At 75.0% G+C, this 14386-nt stretch carries 15 protein-coding genes; 9 read left to right on the top strand and 6 right to left on the bottom strand.

The window, feature by feature from the left end; genetic code table 11:
• Positions 1-6: 6 nt before the first annotated feature.
• The 5 genes from O7633_RS16665 to O7633_RS16645 are packed head-to-tail and all read right to left on the bottom strand — an operon-like array spanning position 7 to position 6719.
• Positions 7-564: a hypothetical protein gene (locus O7633_RS16665; protein WP_282328426.1), complete on the bottom strand. Its 558-nt coding sequence runs from the start codon at positions 562-564 to the stop codon at positions 7-9.
• Positions 561-2513, bottom strand: coding sequence for an MFS transporter (locus tag O7633_RS16660; RefSeq protein WP_282328425.1), 1953 nt, complete (start codon positions 2511-2513; stop codon positions 561-563). The genes O7633_RS16665 and O7633_RS16660 overlap by 4 nt, the downstream gene beginning before the upstream one ends.
• A 1-nt stretch (position 2514) precedes the next feature.
• On the bottom strand, positions 2515-5982 hold the full coding sequence (locus tag O7633_RS16655) for an ATP-binding protein (RefSeq protein WP_282328424.1): 3468 nt from the start codon (positions 5980-5982) through the stop codon (positions 2515-2517).
• A gap of 49 nt (positions 5983-6031) precedes the next feature.
• The gene (locus tag O7633_RS16650; RefSeq protein ID WP_043965000.1) at positions 6032-6394 is read right to left on the bottom strand and encodes a hypothetical protein; all 363 of its coding nucleotides are present in this window, start codon (positions 6392-6394) and stop codon (positions 6032-6034) included.
• Positions 6395-6404: 10 nt separating this feature from the next.
• The gene (locus tag O7633_RS16645; RefSeq protein WP_077938023.1) at positions 6405-6719 is read right to left on the bottom strand and encodes a hypothetical protein; all 315 of its coding nucleotides are present in this window, start codon (positions 6717-6719) and stop codon (positions 6405-6407) included.
• A 352-nt stretch (positions 6720-7071) separates the two neighbouring features.
• Between O7633_RS16645 and folP the strand changes: the two genes are divergently transcribed.
• The 7 genes from folP to O7633_RS16610 all read left to right on the top strand — a co-directional run bounded on the left by folP (position 7072) and on the right by O7633_RS16610 (position 11756).
• Entirely contained in the window at positions 7072-7992 is a 921-nt protein-coding gene (folP, locus tag O7633_RS16640; RefSeq protein WP_282328423.1) for a dihydropteroate synthase, read from the top strand.
• Positions 7989-8387, top strand: coding sequence for a dihydroneopterin aldolase (folB, locus tag O7633_RS16635; RefSeq protein WP_282328422.1), 399 nt, complete (start codon positions 7989-7991; stop codon positions 8385-8387). The genes folP and folB overlap by 4 nt, the downstream gene beginning before the upstream one ends.
• Positions 8384-8911: a 2-amino-4-hydroxy-6-hydroxymethyldihydropteridine diphosphokinase gene (gene folK / locus O7633_RS16630; RefSeq protein ID WP_282328421.1), complete on the top strand. Its 528-nt coding sequence runs from the start codon at positions 8384-8386 to the stop codon at positions 8909-8911. The genes folB and folK overlap by 4 nt, the downstream gene beginning before the upstream one ends.
• A 19-nt stretch (positions 8912-8930) precedes the next feature.
• A complete protein-coding gene (locus tag O7633_RS16625) occupies positions 8931-9467 on the top strand; it encodes a DUF3180 domain-containing protein (protein WP_282328420.1) in 537 nt (178 codons plus the stop codon).
• A 119-nt stretch (positions 9468-9586) separates the two neighbouring features.
• Positions 9587-10804: an ABC transporter permease gene (locus O7633_RS16620; RefSeq protein ID WP_282328419.1), complete on the top strand. Its 1218-nt coding sequence runs from the start codon at positions 9587-9589 to the stop codon at positions 10802-10804.
• Positions 10805-10864: 60 nt separating this feature from the next.
• Positions 10865-11173, top strand: a complete 309-nt coding sequence (locus tag O7633_RS16615) for a hypothetical protein (RefSeq protein WP_074472273.1) — start codon at positions 10865-10867, stop codon at positions 11171-11173.
• 64 nt (positions 11174-11237) lie between these two features.
• The gene (locus O7633_RS16610) at positions 11238-11756 is read left to right on the top strand and encodes a hypothetical protein (protein ID WP_278136270.1); all 519 of its coding nucleotides are present in this window, start codon (positions 11238-11240) and stop codon (positions 11754-11756) included.
• Positions 11757-11780: 24 nt separating this feature from the next.
• On the opposite strand, the gene O7633_RS16605 is transcribed toward O7633_RS16610, so the two are convergent.
• Positions 11781-12728 (bottom strand): ATP-binding cassette domain-containing protein, encoded by a 948-nt coding sequence (locus O7633_RS16605; RefSeq protein ID WP_282328580.1) that lies wholly within the window; start codon positions 12726-12728, stop codon positions 11781-11783.
• A gap of 101 nt (positions 12729-12829) precedes the next feature.
• Here O7633_RS16605 and O7633_RS16600 point away from each other — a divergent pair, with 101 nt between their 5' ends.
• Positions 12830-13516, top strand: coding sequence for an ABC transporter permease (locus O7633_RS16600; protein WP_074472276.1), 687 nt, complete (start codon positions 12830-12832; stop codon positions 13514-13516).
• Between the two features lie 82 nt (positions 13517-13598).
• Complete coding sequence (locus O7633_RS16595; RefSeq protein WP_282328418.1) at positions 13599-14324, top strand: ABC transporter permease subunit; 726 nt, start codon at positions 13599-13601, stop codon at positions 14322-14324.
• Positions 14325-14386 lie beyond the last annotated feature (62 nt).

Raw genomic sequence — 14386 nt, 5'->3', positions numbered from 1 at the left:
GCTCGCTCATGCTCGCTCCCAGTCCACGGCGTCGACCAGCCACTGCCCGTCGGGGGCCACCAGTTCCAGCCGCAGCCGCCCGGTGTCGAGCGGCACCACCACCTCGACGAAGCGTTCCGTCCGGGGGCGGAGGCTCGCTTCGCCGGTCGTCCGCTCCGCCGGAACACCCGCCGGGTCGGCACCCGCGAGTTGCTCGGTGAGCTCTGGGGTGGAGAGCGGACGCAGCGCCTCGTGCCAATCGTCCGCGTTGCTGCCGCGGCCACCGAGCCACGCGGCGACGAATCGGTCCGCGATCTGCTCGGGGGTCGGTGCGCCGGGGCGGGTCACCGGCGTCGGGGGCGCGGTGCCGCCGAGTACGCCGTCGTCGCCAGAGGTCGGGTCGACGGTGGTGATCGGCTGGCTGGGTCGGTTGCTCAGCCCCGCCGCCGGATCCCCCGGACCGGACGCCAGCCGGGCGGTGCCGATCACACCGAAGACGAGAACCCCGATGGCCAGCGCGATGCCCAGGCGGGACCGCAGCACCCGAGCGAAGAGGAACTCCACCGCGCGTCGCATGGCCCTCACCGCGCTTCGGTGCGGATCCGCGGTGCGGAGGGTCGGGGCGTGGCCGGCCCGGTGGTCCCCGGCCGGTAGATGACGAAGGACGGGTTCTCCGCCGGCACGTCCGGCTCGGTCCAGGTCGAGGGCTGGCGGCGTCGTGGCCGGGGCGCGGGAGGCCGTGCGGGGCTGCGCTGCTCAGGCACGGTGACCTCGTCAGGGCGTTCCCGTCCGTCGGGCCGCTGCCGCTCGGCGGGGTTCGCGGTGCCGACGGTGGAGTGGCTCGGGTCCTCGTGCCGGGCCTCGGGCCGGAGAGTCGTCCGCTCGGCCGTCGCGCCGCGCTTGCGGGCCAGGGCCGGCTCGTTCGTGCCACCGGGCTCGGCGACGTCGAGCCTGGCAGCGGTGCGCATGTCCCGGAAGAACCGCCGGTGCCACGATCCGGCCGAGCTGACGGCCTCGCTGCTGTCCTTGCCGCCGAGCTGGGTGATGCGCCGGTACGGCCGTAGCAGCAGCCAGCCGACCACCCCGCAGAGCCAGACGAGCACCACCTGGAGCCAGCCCGGCAGGGTCGCCGTGCTCATGATCAGATCCACGGCGAAGAGGTAGATGGCGGCCCCGGTGCCGAAGATGGCGATGTTGAACACGGCGGCGACGACGGCGTTGGCCAGCCGGCGCAGCCCGGCGCTCGCCGGGCGCATCAGCCCTATCGTGCCCAGGATCGGCGCCGCGATCACCGCCCACCGGAAGATGAGGAAGCCCAGCAGCACCAGCAGCGACGCGGTGAGGTCGAACATCGCGAAGAGCAGCGCGGCGAGCACAGCGATGAAGCCCGAGCCGACCCGGTCCATGTCCCGGAGGCCCTGGAGGTACTCGTACGCCTCCCGGTCCTCGTTCTTGATCTGCTCTGCGACCCGGGCCCACTGCTGCTGCTTGGCGGAGATGGTCGTGTCCCGGGTCGCCGGATTGGCCCGGATCTTCTCGGTCTCCTCCCAGGACAGCGACTTGGCGTCGTAGAGCGCCGGCCCGTACTTCTTGGCGGTCTCGCTGTCGGCCGACCCGAGCACCCCGCGCAGCCAGTTGCGGTAGAGCATGGACTCGGTCGCGGTATCACTGGCCCGCACGGCAGGAGGCCGATTGTCCTTACACGCGGCGGGATCGGGATCATCGCACTGTTCGGGTGGGGTGTCCCGGGTCGCCGGCCCGACGGCGTCGTGGACCACGCCGAGGGTGGTGACGAGCGTGCCGTCGGCGATGTTCGCGGACTTCACGGGCCACGCGGCGAGGGCGGTCACCGCCACCATCACCAGCAGGGCCCAGCCGGCGGTGGTCATGGCGTTGCTCATGTCGGACTGGCGGGAACGCCAGAGCAGGTAGAGCCCCACCACGCAGAGCGTGATGATGCCGAAGACGCTGAACACCTTCTGGTAGACGGCCTTGGTGGCCTGCTCCACCAGGGGGTCGGCCCAGGCCCACATCGACCGGGGATCCCAGGCCCGCTCCCGCAGCGCGTTCGAGCCGCCGATGATCGCGGTGGCGATCATGAATTCGCCGTTCGCCACCGTGGTGGTGAACTTGTAGTCCGGATGGATCACCGCGGAGGCGCAACCGCCGGGCAGGTCGTAGGTCGGAAAGCTGTATCCGGCGTATCCGTAGTCGCTGTAGAGACCCTTGGGCCCGGGCAGCTTGGCGGAGTCGGGGCGGGAAGCGAACCAGCCGGCGAGGCCGGAGTCGGGTGCGGAGGGGACCGGGGCGTTGCGGCATTCGACCTGGTCCTTGCTGACCGCGCCCAGCTTGTCGACGCAGGCGCGGAAGTCGGCCTGCCATTCCTGGGTGCTGCACAGGTCCGCCTTCGCCTGCGCGGTCGGCAGGGCGGCGTACGCGGCGTCGCCGCCCACGGCCGGCCAGGAGACCGTGGCGCCGGCGAGTACGCCGAGCGCGAGCAGGAACGCCGCTATTCGGGCCCGGACCCTCGCCATGTCACGCCTCCAGGTCAGCGATGGTCGGCAGTTGGCCCGCTGCCGCGGCGACCGCGGCGGGGGTGGTGTCCAGGTGGTCCAGCAGCCCGTCGACGTACGACACGTCCACCCGGACCTTCTGCACCCGCCCGTCGACGTCGCGCATGACGAACTCGCGGAAGCCGAGCCGGGTGGCGGAAGTGGCATCCGCTGTGGACAGCGAGGCCAGTGTCGCCTCGTACCCGTCGTTGACGGGGACGCGGAGCAGCCGCAGCGCCTCGGAGGCGATCTCGGTGTCCTCGGCGATGCGGCCGACGAACACGGTGGAGACGAGGTTCTGCACGTCGAGCCCGAGGATGTCCTTCGGGTTCTGCGAGGCGACCAGCGCGGCGAGGTTCCATTTGCGGGAGTCGCGGGCGAGGCGCACGAGGAACGACCGGCCGGAGCGCCAGCCCTCCATGAAGTGCGCCTCGTCCAGCCCGACCAGCTTCCTGGAGGACATCGAGCCGCCGTAGCAGCGGCGCACCGCGAGCCGGTGGGCGGTGTGCAGCATGGGCAGCGCGAGCGCCTCCTCGGCCGACCAGTACTCGCGTTCGATCTTGAGGTCGGGCAGGCGCAGCCCGGCCATGGTGATCACGGTCAGCGCCGCGTCGGCGCCGAGCAGCCCCTCCGGCGGGCGGCCGAAGAAGAGCATGGCCAGCGGCATCTCGGCGGTGTCCAGCAGCAGGTTCGCCAGCTCCCGGCCGGCGTCGTCGTCGAGCTGACCGAGGCAGGCGACCACGTCGTCCAGGGTGGACGTCTCCTCGGCCGGCACCTGCCGGACCGCGTGCCGGAACAGGGTCGCGGTGGACGCCTCCCGGGCCACCTGCGGCGGCACCAGCATCATGCAGATGTCCTGCACCAGCATGCGCCGCTCGGCACGGGCGTTGGAGACGGCGATCTCGAACTCCCGGTCGCCGGCCGCGCCGGTGCTGAACTCGCTGCGCAGCGGCGTCGGGATGAGCGCGTACGGCGCCAGCGTCCCCTGCTCGGAGCCGGTCAGGTTGAGCACCCGCGAGTACGGCCGCAGCTCGGGCATGCTGCACAGCCGGGCCAGCGGGCCGGACGGGTCGAGCAGGGTCACCTGCACGCCGCGCCGGGCGGCCAGGTAGCCCAGCGCGCCGAGCAGGGTCGACTTGCCACCGCCGGGCTCGGCGACGAAGACCGCGAGGCCGGAGCGCTCCCGCACCTCCATCGGGAAGTGCAGGTCGAGGAAAACCGGTCGGCGGCAGGTCCCGGCGGTACGCCCGATCAGGTCGCCCCGCCGGTCGCCGACGGTGGACGCGGCCTGCGGCAGCGCGGCGGCGAGCAGGTTGACCGGCATCCGCCGGACGTAGCCGGTGTTGGCGATCGGCTCGCCGGGGATGAACTCGCGGGCCAGCCAGTCCTGGTTCTTCGGGTGCTGCAACGACACGCGCAGTTCCCGGGAGTAGAGCTGGATGAGCCGGCGGGCCCGCTCCAGGCACTCCTCCCGGGTGCGGCCGCCGACGGCGATGCGGTGCCAGCCGTGGGCCCGGGCGGAGTCGACCGGTAGGCCGGTGGTCATCTCGTCGCCGATCACCAGCGCCCGCTTGGCCAGCCGCTCCAGCTCGGGCGGGGCGTCGATGCCGTGCTCGGCGTAGTCGAGCTGTTGGGAGCGGATCATCCGCAGCCGGTGTTCGAGGTTGCGGAAGGAGTCGCCGGAGCCGAGGATGTCCACCCGGGTGGAGATCTCCATCGGCCAGGGCAGGCGCTCGTGGAAGTGCAGCCAGGGCTCGTGCCGCTCGGGGATCTCCAGCGGCTCCATCCGGCCGACGGCGAGCACGGCCACGTGCCGCTCCTCGCCGGTCATCCGGTTGACCAGCTTGACCGTCGACCCGTACGGGGTGCGGTACCGCTCCACCTGCTCGGTGAGGGCGAGCAGGTCGCCGCGTTCCCACCGGCCGTTGGTGACGGGGGATAGGGTGCCGGGCGGGGCCATGCAGAGCGCGACCGAGCGGTAGAGCAGCCACTCCAGCTCCTGGGCCGTGACCCGCCGGCCACGCATGCCGAATGCGCCCAGCACCTCGTCGAACTGCTCGACGGTGCGGCCGAGCTTGCGGCGTTCGCCCTCGGCGACGCCGCGGCCGAAGGTGCGCAGGAGCCGTTCGGTGAGCGAGTCGCCGAGGGAGCGCCGGGCGAAGGTCACCCCGAGGTACGTCTGCCCCTCGGCGTGGTTGACGGACAGCAGGTGCTGCTGGGCGGCGACGAGGTGGTCGCCCCAGCCGGCGGTGCCCGGCACGTCGGGCAGCGGGGACGTGGTGTGCGCGTCGATGGTGCGCGCCCACTCGTCGGCCGGGAACGGGCGGGTGGTGCGGCGCAGGTGCAGCCGGAAGCCGGCGAGGCCGGCGTACTGCTCCGAGATGGCGGCGAGCAGGGCCTCCCGTTCGGCGTCGGGCCGGAACGCCCAGCGCACCTCGGGCAGCCAGTACCACGCCGTGACGGTGTTGGGGGTGAAGGTCAGGTGGCCGGCGATCTCGGTGATGGCCAGCTCGACCGACGGGTCGCGGTCCCCGAACTTGATCTTCGGGGGCTTGGCGGGCCGGGCGGGCTTGGCCGGCTTCGCGGGCCGGGCGGGCTTCGCGGGCTTGGCGGCCCGCTCCCGCCGCTCGGCCGTCCGCTGCCGGGGCGGCGTCACCTCGCGGCCGGCCGGGGACTGCGCCGGCGCCGGGAGCGCCGGTCGATCCGGCTCCCAGCCCCGGGGCGGGGCCTCGGGGCCGCGCTGCGGGGACGGGACGACGCCCGGCTGCGGGGACGGCGTGCCGCCGCGCTGCGGGGCGTGCGCGGCCTCCCGCCGTGCCGCCGGCTCGGCCGCCCGCTGCGGGGACCGCCCGGGCTCCCGGCGCACGGGCGGCTCGGCGTCCTGCCAGCCGTACGTCTCGTCGTCGGGATCGGCGGGGGGCTCGGCCACGACCGGGGGCGGCGGGTCGGGCGTGGGCGTGGGGCGTGCCGCCGGGATCCGGTCCACGTGCTGCTGGGGGACCCGGGGCCGGCTGTGCGGCGTGGGCGCGACGGTGGTCCGTTCGGCGGGGGCCGGCGCGATCTCGGGCCGCGCGGGCGGGGCCGCCACGGCCGGCGGCTGGTGCGGGATCGGGGGGTGCTCGCGGGGCGTGGGCCGGGGCGGCGCGGGCAGCGCGGGCCGGGACGCCGGGTGGGCGCCGCCGAAGAGGTCGAGGAACGGTGAGTCGATGTCGGCGCTGTCGGCGACCATCGGCGGGCTCGGCTCGGGGCCGGCCGGCGCGGGACGCCCGGGCGTGGGCCGGGGCGCCTGGAAGACGCCGACCCGCCCGTGACCGGGGGTGGTGGCCAGCGCGGGGTCGAGGGCGACCTCGTCCAGATCCTCGTCCGGAGGGTAGTCGAACGAGCGCGCACGGTTACCGTGCGTAGCCGCGTGACGTCCTGCCGGGGAACCCGGCGTGGAAGAGCGACTCATGCCACCGCCTCATCCGCGTGCTGCTTCGGCCCGATCGGCGTACGCCCGGTCATGCCAGTTCCTCCCGGATCCTGATCCGGCTCGCCACCAGGCGCGGGTCGCGCTGCTCGGCGGCCGACTCCCGGGTGCGCCGCCAGTCGGTCAGCGCGGTGCGGATCACCATGCGCGCGGGCCGGTCGGGGTCGACGTACCGGAAGATGAACGAGGTGCTCACGATGGCGAGCGCGATCTCCCAGGCGGGAAAGAGCTCGACCTGCAACGTGAACAGCCAGTGGATGAACATGTAGAGGGGTACGAGCAGCATGAACACGCCGTACTGGGCGTACGGCAGGTGGACGGGCAGGGTGTAGCCGGGTGGCCCGAGGTAGACCAGGCGGGCCCGGTAGATGTCGTCGTCGGTGCGCAGCCGCATCTGCCCGCGCCTATTCGAAGATCAGGTCGATCAGGTAATCACCGACGAAGAAGAGTGTGGCCGCTCCGGCGATGAAGGCCAGCCCGACGATCGCGATGGCGGAGCTGGTCAGGACCTTGGAGATCTCGCCGCGGCTGGCCCGGCCGATGAAGATGACGCCGAGCACGGCCAGCAGGATCGGCGCGATCTTGCTGGCGAAGAACGTGACGACGCCGTTGGTGTCGATGCCCTTGGGTGCCGGCTCGGCGAGTGGAGTCGACGCCAGGGTGTGGAGCGCGTGGGTGACGCCGGACGACGTCGCCTCCATGAGCTCGATGGCGATCACTGGAACCTCCCTGGTGCGGCCGGCGGAGCCGCGGCGGTGCGGTGGTCAAGCTTGGCGGGATGGTGCTCACTCTGCGCAGTGTCGGCGACCCTGCGTTCGTCACCCACCACGCGGAGTAGTGAGCTTTGGGGGGATTTTTCCCGCTTCGGCCCTCCCTCCAGGCTTCGCCGTCTCGCTGCTGGGCAATTCCAAAGGGTACGGGCCGCCCCCCTTTGCGACAAGCCGCGAAGAGTCGGCCCGGAACGACCCGGACGACCGATCGTACACTCGTTCTAATTGCCATGTCAGGGGTGTCGCCGGCGGGGCGCACCGGGCCGCCCGGGCACCCCGCCGCGACCGGTACGGTGCAGTCGTGACCGATCTGGTACGGACGCGGACCCCGGTGGTGATGGGGGTCCTCAACGTCACGCCCGACTCCTTCTCCGACGGCGGTCGATACGCCGATCTCGACGCCGCCGTCGCACACGGGGTGCGGCTGAAGGAGGAGGGCGCGCACCTGGTGGACGTCGGCGGCGAGTCGACCCGCCCGGGGGCGGACCGGGTGGACGCCGCCACCGAGGCCGCCCGGGTGCTGCCGGTGGTCCGGGAGCTCGCCGCCGCCGGCGTCGCGGTCAGCATCGACACCAGCCGGGCCCGGGTGGCCGAGGCCGCCCTCGCGGCCGGGGCGGCGGTGGTCAACGACGTCTCCGGCGGCCTGGCCGACCCGGACATGGCCCGGGTGGTCCGCGACGCCGGCTGCCCCTGGGTGCTCATGCACTGGCGCGGGCACTCGCGGGGGATGAGCGGGCTGGCCCACTACACAGACGTAGTGACCGACGTGCGGGCCGAGCTGGCCGGGCGGGTCGACGCGGCGCTGGCCGCCGGGGTGGCCGCCGACCGCATCGTCGTCGACCCCGGCCTCGGCTTCGCCAAGACCGCCGAGCACAACTGGCAGCTCACCGCCCGCCTGCCCGAGCTGCTGGAGCTCGGCCTCCCGCTGCTCTTCGGGGCCAGCCGCAAGTCCTACCTGGGCCGGCTGCTCGCCGCCGCCGACGGCACCCCCCGGCCGACCGCCGGCCGGGAGACCGCCACCGCCGCGACCAGCCTGCTCGCGGTCGCGGCCGGGGCCTGGGGGGTACGCGTGCACGACGTGCTCGGCACCGTCGACGCCCTGGCGGTCTGGCGGGCCAGCGGCAGCCCGCGCCTCGGGCCCGCCCGCGAGGGTGGCCGGCCGGCCGACCGGGGCGGGCCGGCGGCGGCAGGAGTCGGAAGACCGACGGAGGGAGCACGGTGACCGACCGGATCACGCTGACGGGCCTGCGGGCGCACGGCCGGCACGGCGTCTACGACTTCGAGCGGGAACGGGGGCAGGAGTTCGTCGTCGACGCCGTCCTCGAACTCGACCTCGCGCCCGCCGCCCGCTCCGACGAGGTGACCGACACGGTGCACTACGGGGAGCTGGCCGACCGGCTGGTCGCGGTGCTGACCGGCGAGCCGGTGAACCTGATCGAGACGCTCGCCGACCGGCTGCTCACGATCTGCCTGGCCGACTCCCGCGTGACCCGCGCGACGGTGACCGTGCACAAGCCGGAGGCGCCCGTGCCGCACGCCTTCACCGACGTCGCCGTCACCATGTCCAGGGCGCGGACCGGCCTGCCGCCTGCCGCGCCCGCCGGGGGTGCCGGGTGACCCGCGCCCTGCTCTCCCTCGGCAGCAACCTCGGCGACCGGCTGGCCTACCTGCGCTCGGCGGTGGACTCCCTCGGCGAGGCGGTGCTGCTGGTCTCGGGCGTCTACGAGACCCCGCCGTGGGGCGACGCGGACCAGCCCGCGTACCTCAACGCGGTGGCGCTGGTCGCGGACCCGGCGGCGGCCCCGCCGGACTGGTTGGCGCGGGCCCGGGCCGCCGAGCGGCGCGCCGGCCGCGAGCGCGACCCGGCGCGCCGCTTCGGCCCGCGCACCCTCGACGTCGACGTCGTCGCCGTCTGGGACGACGCCGGCGAGCCGGTGCTCAGCGACGACCCGGAGCTGACCCTCCCGCACCCCCGGGCCCACCTGCGGGCGTTCGTGCTCCGGCCGTGGATCGACATCCAGCCGTACGGGCGGCTGCCCGGGCACGGCTGGCTGACCGACCTGCTCAACGCCGAACCGGTGGCCGGCGACGCCCTGGAACTGAGCCCCCGGCCGGATCTGGCGTTAGAGTCGTCGACATGAGCCAGTGGAGCCGGCCGGCATGACCCAGGCGCAGTCCCGACCGCCGGGCGGGTCGGACCCCGGCCGCTCCAGGATGGGCCCCACCCGGATCTCCACCCTGGTCGTCGCCGGCCTGGCCGCCGCGGCGGTGGCCTGGCTGCTGATCAGCACCCTCTACGGCGGATTCCCGCGGCTGCCCTGGCTGCCGGTGGTGACGCTGGCCGCGCTGGCGGTGCTGGAGGCGTACGCGGCGGTCAACACCCGCAGCCGGATCGAGCGGCGGCCGGGGCGCGACCCGGTCGATCCGCTGCTGGTGGCCCGGTTCGTGGTGCTGGCTAAGGCGTCCGCCCTGGCCGGGGCGATCTTCGCCGGCTGGTGCGCCGGGCTGACCGGGTGGCTCTTCGTGGAGCCCACCCGGGCCGCCGCAGAGGACCGCCCGGCCGCCGGCGCCGGCCTGCTCGCGGCGCTCGCCCTGGTGGCCGCCGCGCTGTGGCTGGAGCGGTCCTGCCGGGTGCCGGAGCGGCCCGAGGACGAGCGGGACGCCGACCGGCGGGAGGGCGGCCCGGGCCAGCGCTGACCACGGGGGGTTACGCCCGGACCGGCGCGCAGGTACCGTGCCTGGCGACCGGAGAGCAACGGCCGCCCCGGTCCGTCCGGGCCGGACCCTGCGGCCGTGACCTGGGGAGGGCACGCGTCATGGGGCACGAGGATCCGGGCCGGCACTTCCCCGCGGAGCCCTCGTCGGGCGTGCCCGCGTCGGTGCTGGAGAACGTCTTCGACGATCCGGCCCACGGCGAGCCGGGCCGCGACCGGGTCGCCGTGCACGTCGTCTGGGAACTGCTGCTGGCCGCCGCCCTCGCCGCGCTGACCTGGCTGCTGTGGCGGGCGGATCCGGCCGCGCTGCGCGACGACGGGCTGCGGTCGCTGCTGGTCGACGTGGTGGCGCTGGGGCTGCTCGTGCTGGCCGCCGGGCTGACCCTGCGCACCTCCGCCGTGAACCTGGCGGTCGGCCCGGTGGCGGTCGCCGCCGCCCTGCACGCCGCCGAGCAGGGCGACCGGGGAATCGAGGTCGCGGTGGGGCACGCCGTGGCGGTGGCCGCGATCGGCGGGCTGGCCGTGGGGCTCGCCGTGGTGGTGCTGCACGTGCCCGGCTGGGCGGCGAGCCTGGCCGGCGCGGCCGGCGTGGTGGTCTACATCCAGCAGCGCTCCGTGCCGGTGCCGGTGCAGGGCGGGTACGACCCCCGGGACACCGCGTTCTACCTCTTCGCCGGCTTCGCCGCCGTGGCCGTCCTCGGCGGACTGTTCGGGGCCGTCCGCCCCGTGCGCCGCCTGGTCGGCCGGTACCGCCCGGTGGCCGACCCGGCCCGTCGCCGGGGCGGCGTCGCGGCGACCATCGTCGTGTTCGCCTTCGTCCTCTCCACCGTGTTCGCCACGCTCGCCGGCATCCTGCTCGCCAGCAACGGCGACGGGCCCGTCGTCCCCACCGAGGGGCTGGGCTGGACGACGCTCGCCGTCGGCATCGCGCTGCTCGGCGGCACGAGCGCGTACGGCCGGCGCGGCGCGATCTTCGGCACGCTGCTCGCCGTCAGCATCGTCGCCGTCCTGCGTGCCTGGCTGGACGCCGAGGGCTGGAGCGTGAGCCGGTGGGCGGTCGGCGGGGCGGCCCTCGGCGTCGGCCTGGTGGTGACCCGGCTGGTCGAGACGTTCGGGCGGCCCCGGACGGCGGGTGTGGACCCGGAGCCGATCCCGCGGGGCGACGGCACGATCAGCTCTGGCTGGTCGGTGCCCCGGCCGGCGCCGGTGGGCGACTGGCCCCCGGCCCTGCCCACCCGCACCGACGACACCCCCACCGACCCCTGGGACGCGTCGCGCTGGGACGACCGCCCGTCGCGCTGGGACACCGGCGACCGCTGACCTGCACGAGTCGGGGGCGGCGGCGCGCCGCCGGTGATCTCGCCGGTTAGGCTCGGCGGCATGACCGAGACACCTTCCACCGGCACCGGCGGGCACACGTTCGACGAGTTGGACGCGCTCTCCACGGAGGAGCTGCGGGAGCGGGCGTTCGCGACGGCCCGGGAGCGGCGTGACGTCGGGTTCTTCTGGTCGGTGCTGCGCCACCTGCCGAACGCCGACGAGGCCGCCGCGCTGGACGGCGCGCCGAACTCCGTCGGCCCGACCATCGACGAGGCCGCGGCGCTGTGGCGGGAGCTCACCGGGCACGGGTACGAGGAGTCCGCGCCGCTGCTGCGGGCCAAGTTCATCGACTACCTGATGAAGCACTGACCGGAACGCGGTCACCGTGACTCGCAGGTCTGCCCGCCGGGGCACGTCGGGGCCCGGTCGCATCATGGCTGCCTTCAACCGCTCGGGCGGCACCGGCCGGTCGGGCTCCCTCGGCCGGTACGGGACGGCGGCCGGCACCGGCACGCTCGCGGTGCTGCTGCTCGTCGCGGTCTGCGGCAGCCCGCTCTACGTCGGCTGGGCGGAGGGCCGCACCGACCCCGGGTCGGCCGGCGGCTGGTTCCTGCGGCTGCTGGCCTGGCCGGCGTGGCGGTTCGGCTCCGGCGACCCGGGGCAGGGGACGCTCGCCGGCGACCTGCGCGCCATCCTGCTGGTGGTGCTGGCGGCCGCCCTGCTCTACCTGCTGCCCGCGTCCCAGGTGGCCCGGGTGCCGGGGTCGGTGAGCCAGTTCTTCTCCGGTTGGGGCGCGTACGTCCTGGCCGCCGGCCTGGCCGGGCTGCTGGGCACGCTGCTCGGGCCCGCCCCGTCGCTGCTCGCCGCGTTGCAGGCCGCCAGCGCCGGGGCCGGGTACGGCTTCCTCGCCGGCTGGATCATCGGCACGGCGAGCCTCGGCGGCCGGGCCTGACCGCCGCTCCGCCGCCCGCCTGGCTCAGGCCCCCTCCCGGCCGGCGCCCAGCGCGCGTTCCCGGGTGAGCACGCCGGCCGGCCCGCCGTCGGTGGTCACCAGCACCCGGTCCGCGCCGGAGGTCAGCATCACCGCGAGCGCGTCGTACGCCGAGGCGCCCAGCGCGACCTGTGGCAGCCCGGCGGGGTCGGCGGGGGCCGGCTCCAGCGTCTCCCGGGTGACCGGGGTGACCGCCAGCGCCCGGATGCCCCGGTCCGCGCCGACGAAGTCCCGGACGAACTCGGAGGCGGGCGCGGCGAGCAGGGCCGCCGGGGTGTCGTACTGCTCCAGCCGGCCGCCCTGGGAGAGCACGGCGATCCGGTCGCCGAGCCGGACCGCCTCGTCGAGGTCGTGGGTGACCAGCACGATGGTCTTGCGCACCTCGGCCTGGAGACGCAGGAACTCCTCCTGCAACCGGGTCCGCACGATCGGGTCGACCGCCGAGAACGGCTCGTCCATCAGCAGCACCACCGGGTCGGCGGCGAGCGCGCGGGCCACCCCGACCCGCTGCCGCTGCCCGCCGGAGAGCTCGTGCGGGTAGCGCCGGCCGAACCGGCCCGGGTCGAGCCCCACCAGCTCCAGCAGCTCCTCGCTGCGCCGGCGGATCCGGTCGCGGGGCCAGCCGAGCAGCCGGGGGACGGTGCCGACGTTGGCCACGACCGTCTGGTGGGGGAACAGGCCCACGTTCTGGATGACGTAACCGATCCGGCGGCGCAGCGCGACCGGGTCGACCCGGGTCACGTCCTCGTCGCCGAGCAGGATCCGGCCGGCGGTGGGCTCGATCAGCCTGTTGATCATGCGCAGCACGGTCGACTTGCCGCAGCCGGACGGCCCGATCAGCACCACCAGCTCGCCGGCCGGCACCCGCAGGGTCAGCTCGCGGACCGCCTCGGTGCCGTCCGGGTACCGCTTGCCGATGCGCTCCAGCGCGATGGCCGCCGCGGGGGTTCCGGCCGCCGTGGTCGACGCGGGTGCGTCGCCTTCGGCCGGTTCCGGTCCGGCGGCGCTCCGGGTGTTCGGGGTAACGTCCACGCATGTCCTTCCGCCTGAGCTACCGGGCCGACCCGGGTAACCCGTGGTTCTCCTGGCAGTACGTGCGGGACAACTCTGACACGATCGTCGCCGCGCTGCGCGACCACGCCTCCCTGACCGCCCGGGCCGTGCTGATCGCCGCCCTGGTGGCGCTGCCGCTCGCGGTGGCGGCCCACTGGTTCCGCCCCCTCGCCGGCCCGATCCTCGCGTTCACCGGGGTGCTCTACACGATCCCGTCGCTGGCCCTGTTCGCGTTCCTCGCGCCCTACCTGGGGATCGGGGCGGTGACCGTGCTCAGCGTGGTGGTGCTGTACGCGCTGCTGGTCATCGTCCGCAACGCCGTCGCCGGGCTGAGCCAGGTGCCCCCCGAGGTCCGCGAGGCGGCGGAGGGGATGGGGTACGGCCGGTGGGGCCGGCTGCTGCGGATCGAGCTGCCGCTGGCGCTGCCCGGCATCCTCACCGGCCTGCGGCTGGCCACCGTGTCGACCGTGGCGCTGGTGACCGTCGGGGTGGTGGTCGGCCGGGGCGGGCTGGGCCAGCTCATCTTCGCCGGCTTCCAGAACAACTTCTACAAGGCCGAGATCATGACCGGCACGCTGCTCTGCGTGCTGCTCGCCCTGGTGCTGGACCTGATCCTCGCCGGGCTCGGCCGGGCGGTCACCCCCTGGCTGCGCGGGCGGGCGCGATGAACGCGGGGCGGCGGGGCGGGCGCCCGGGGAGCGCCGGGCGGCCGGGCCCGCGCCCCACCGGCGTCCGAGGAGGGGGAACCCGGTGAGCAACCCGGTCGGCCAGGCGGTGCTCTGGCTCAACGACCCGCTGAACTGGACCAACCCGGGCGGCATCCTCGACCGGCTCGGCGAGCACCTCGGCATGTCGGCCGCGGCCGTGCTGCTCGGCTGCCTGGTGGCCTGGCCGGTCGGGCTGTGGCTCGGGCACACCGGCCGGGGCGGCGGGCTGGTCGTGCTGGTGTCCAACGTCACCCTGGCGATCCCCACCCTGGCCCTGCTGACCATCCTGCCCCTGACGTTCCTCGGGTTCGGCCGCCCCGCCGTGGTGGTCGCGCTGGCCGTCTTCGCGGTGCCGCCGCTGCTGGCCAACGCGTACACGGGGGTGCGGCAGACCGACCCGGAGGCCCGGGACGCGGCGCGCGGGATGGGGCTGTCGGGCGGGCAGGTGCTGCGCCGGGTGGAGCTGCCGCTGGCGGTGCCCTACCTGGCGGCCGGGTTCCGCACGGCGGCGGTGCAGGTGGTGGCGACGGCCGCGCTGGCGTCGTTCGTCAACGGCGGCGGGCTGGGCCAGATCATCCGGGCCGGCTTCGGCCTGGACATCGCCGCCGGCGGCGGGCAGATCATCGCGGGCGGCCTGCTGGTGGCCGGGCTGGCGATGCTGGTCGAGCTGGTGTTGGCCCTGATCGAGCGGCTGGTCACCCCGCGCCCGCTGCGCCCGGCGCGGCGGCGGGCCAACCGCCGGGCCGCCGACGCCGTCGCCGGGAGCTGACGGTCCGGGTCACGCTCGGGTGACGATCCGGTGACGAACCTCGCCTCGGGTTGTCGGTCCCG

The sequence above is a fragment of the Micromonospora sp. WMMD712 genome (assembly GCF_029581295.1).
In the GTDB taxonomy this organism is placed as follows: Bacteria; Actinomycetota; Actinomycetes; order Mycobacteriales; family Micromonosporaceae; genus Micromonospora; species Micromonospora carbonacea.
Note: the sequence above shows the minus strand (reverse complement) of the source record. Positions and strands in the feature narration are given on the sequence as shown.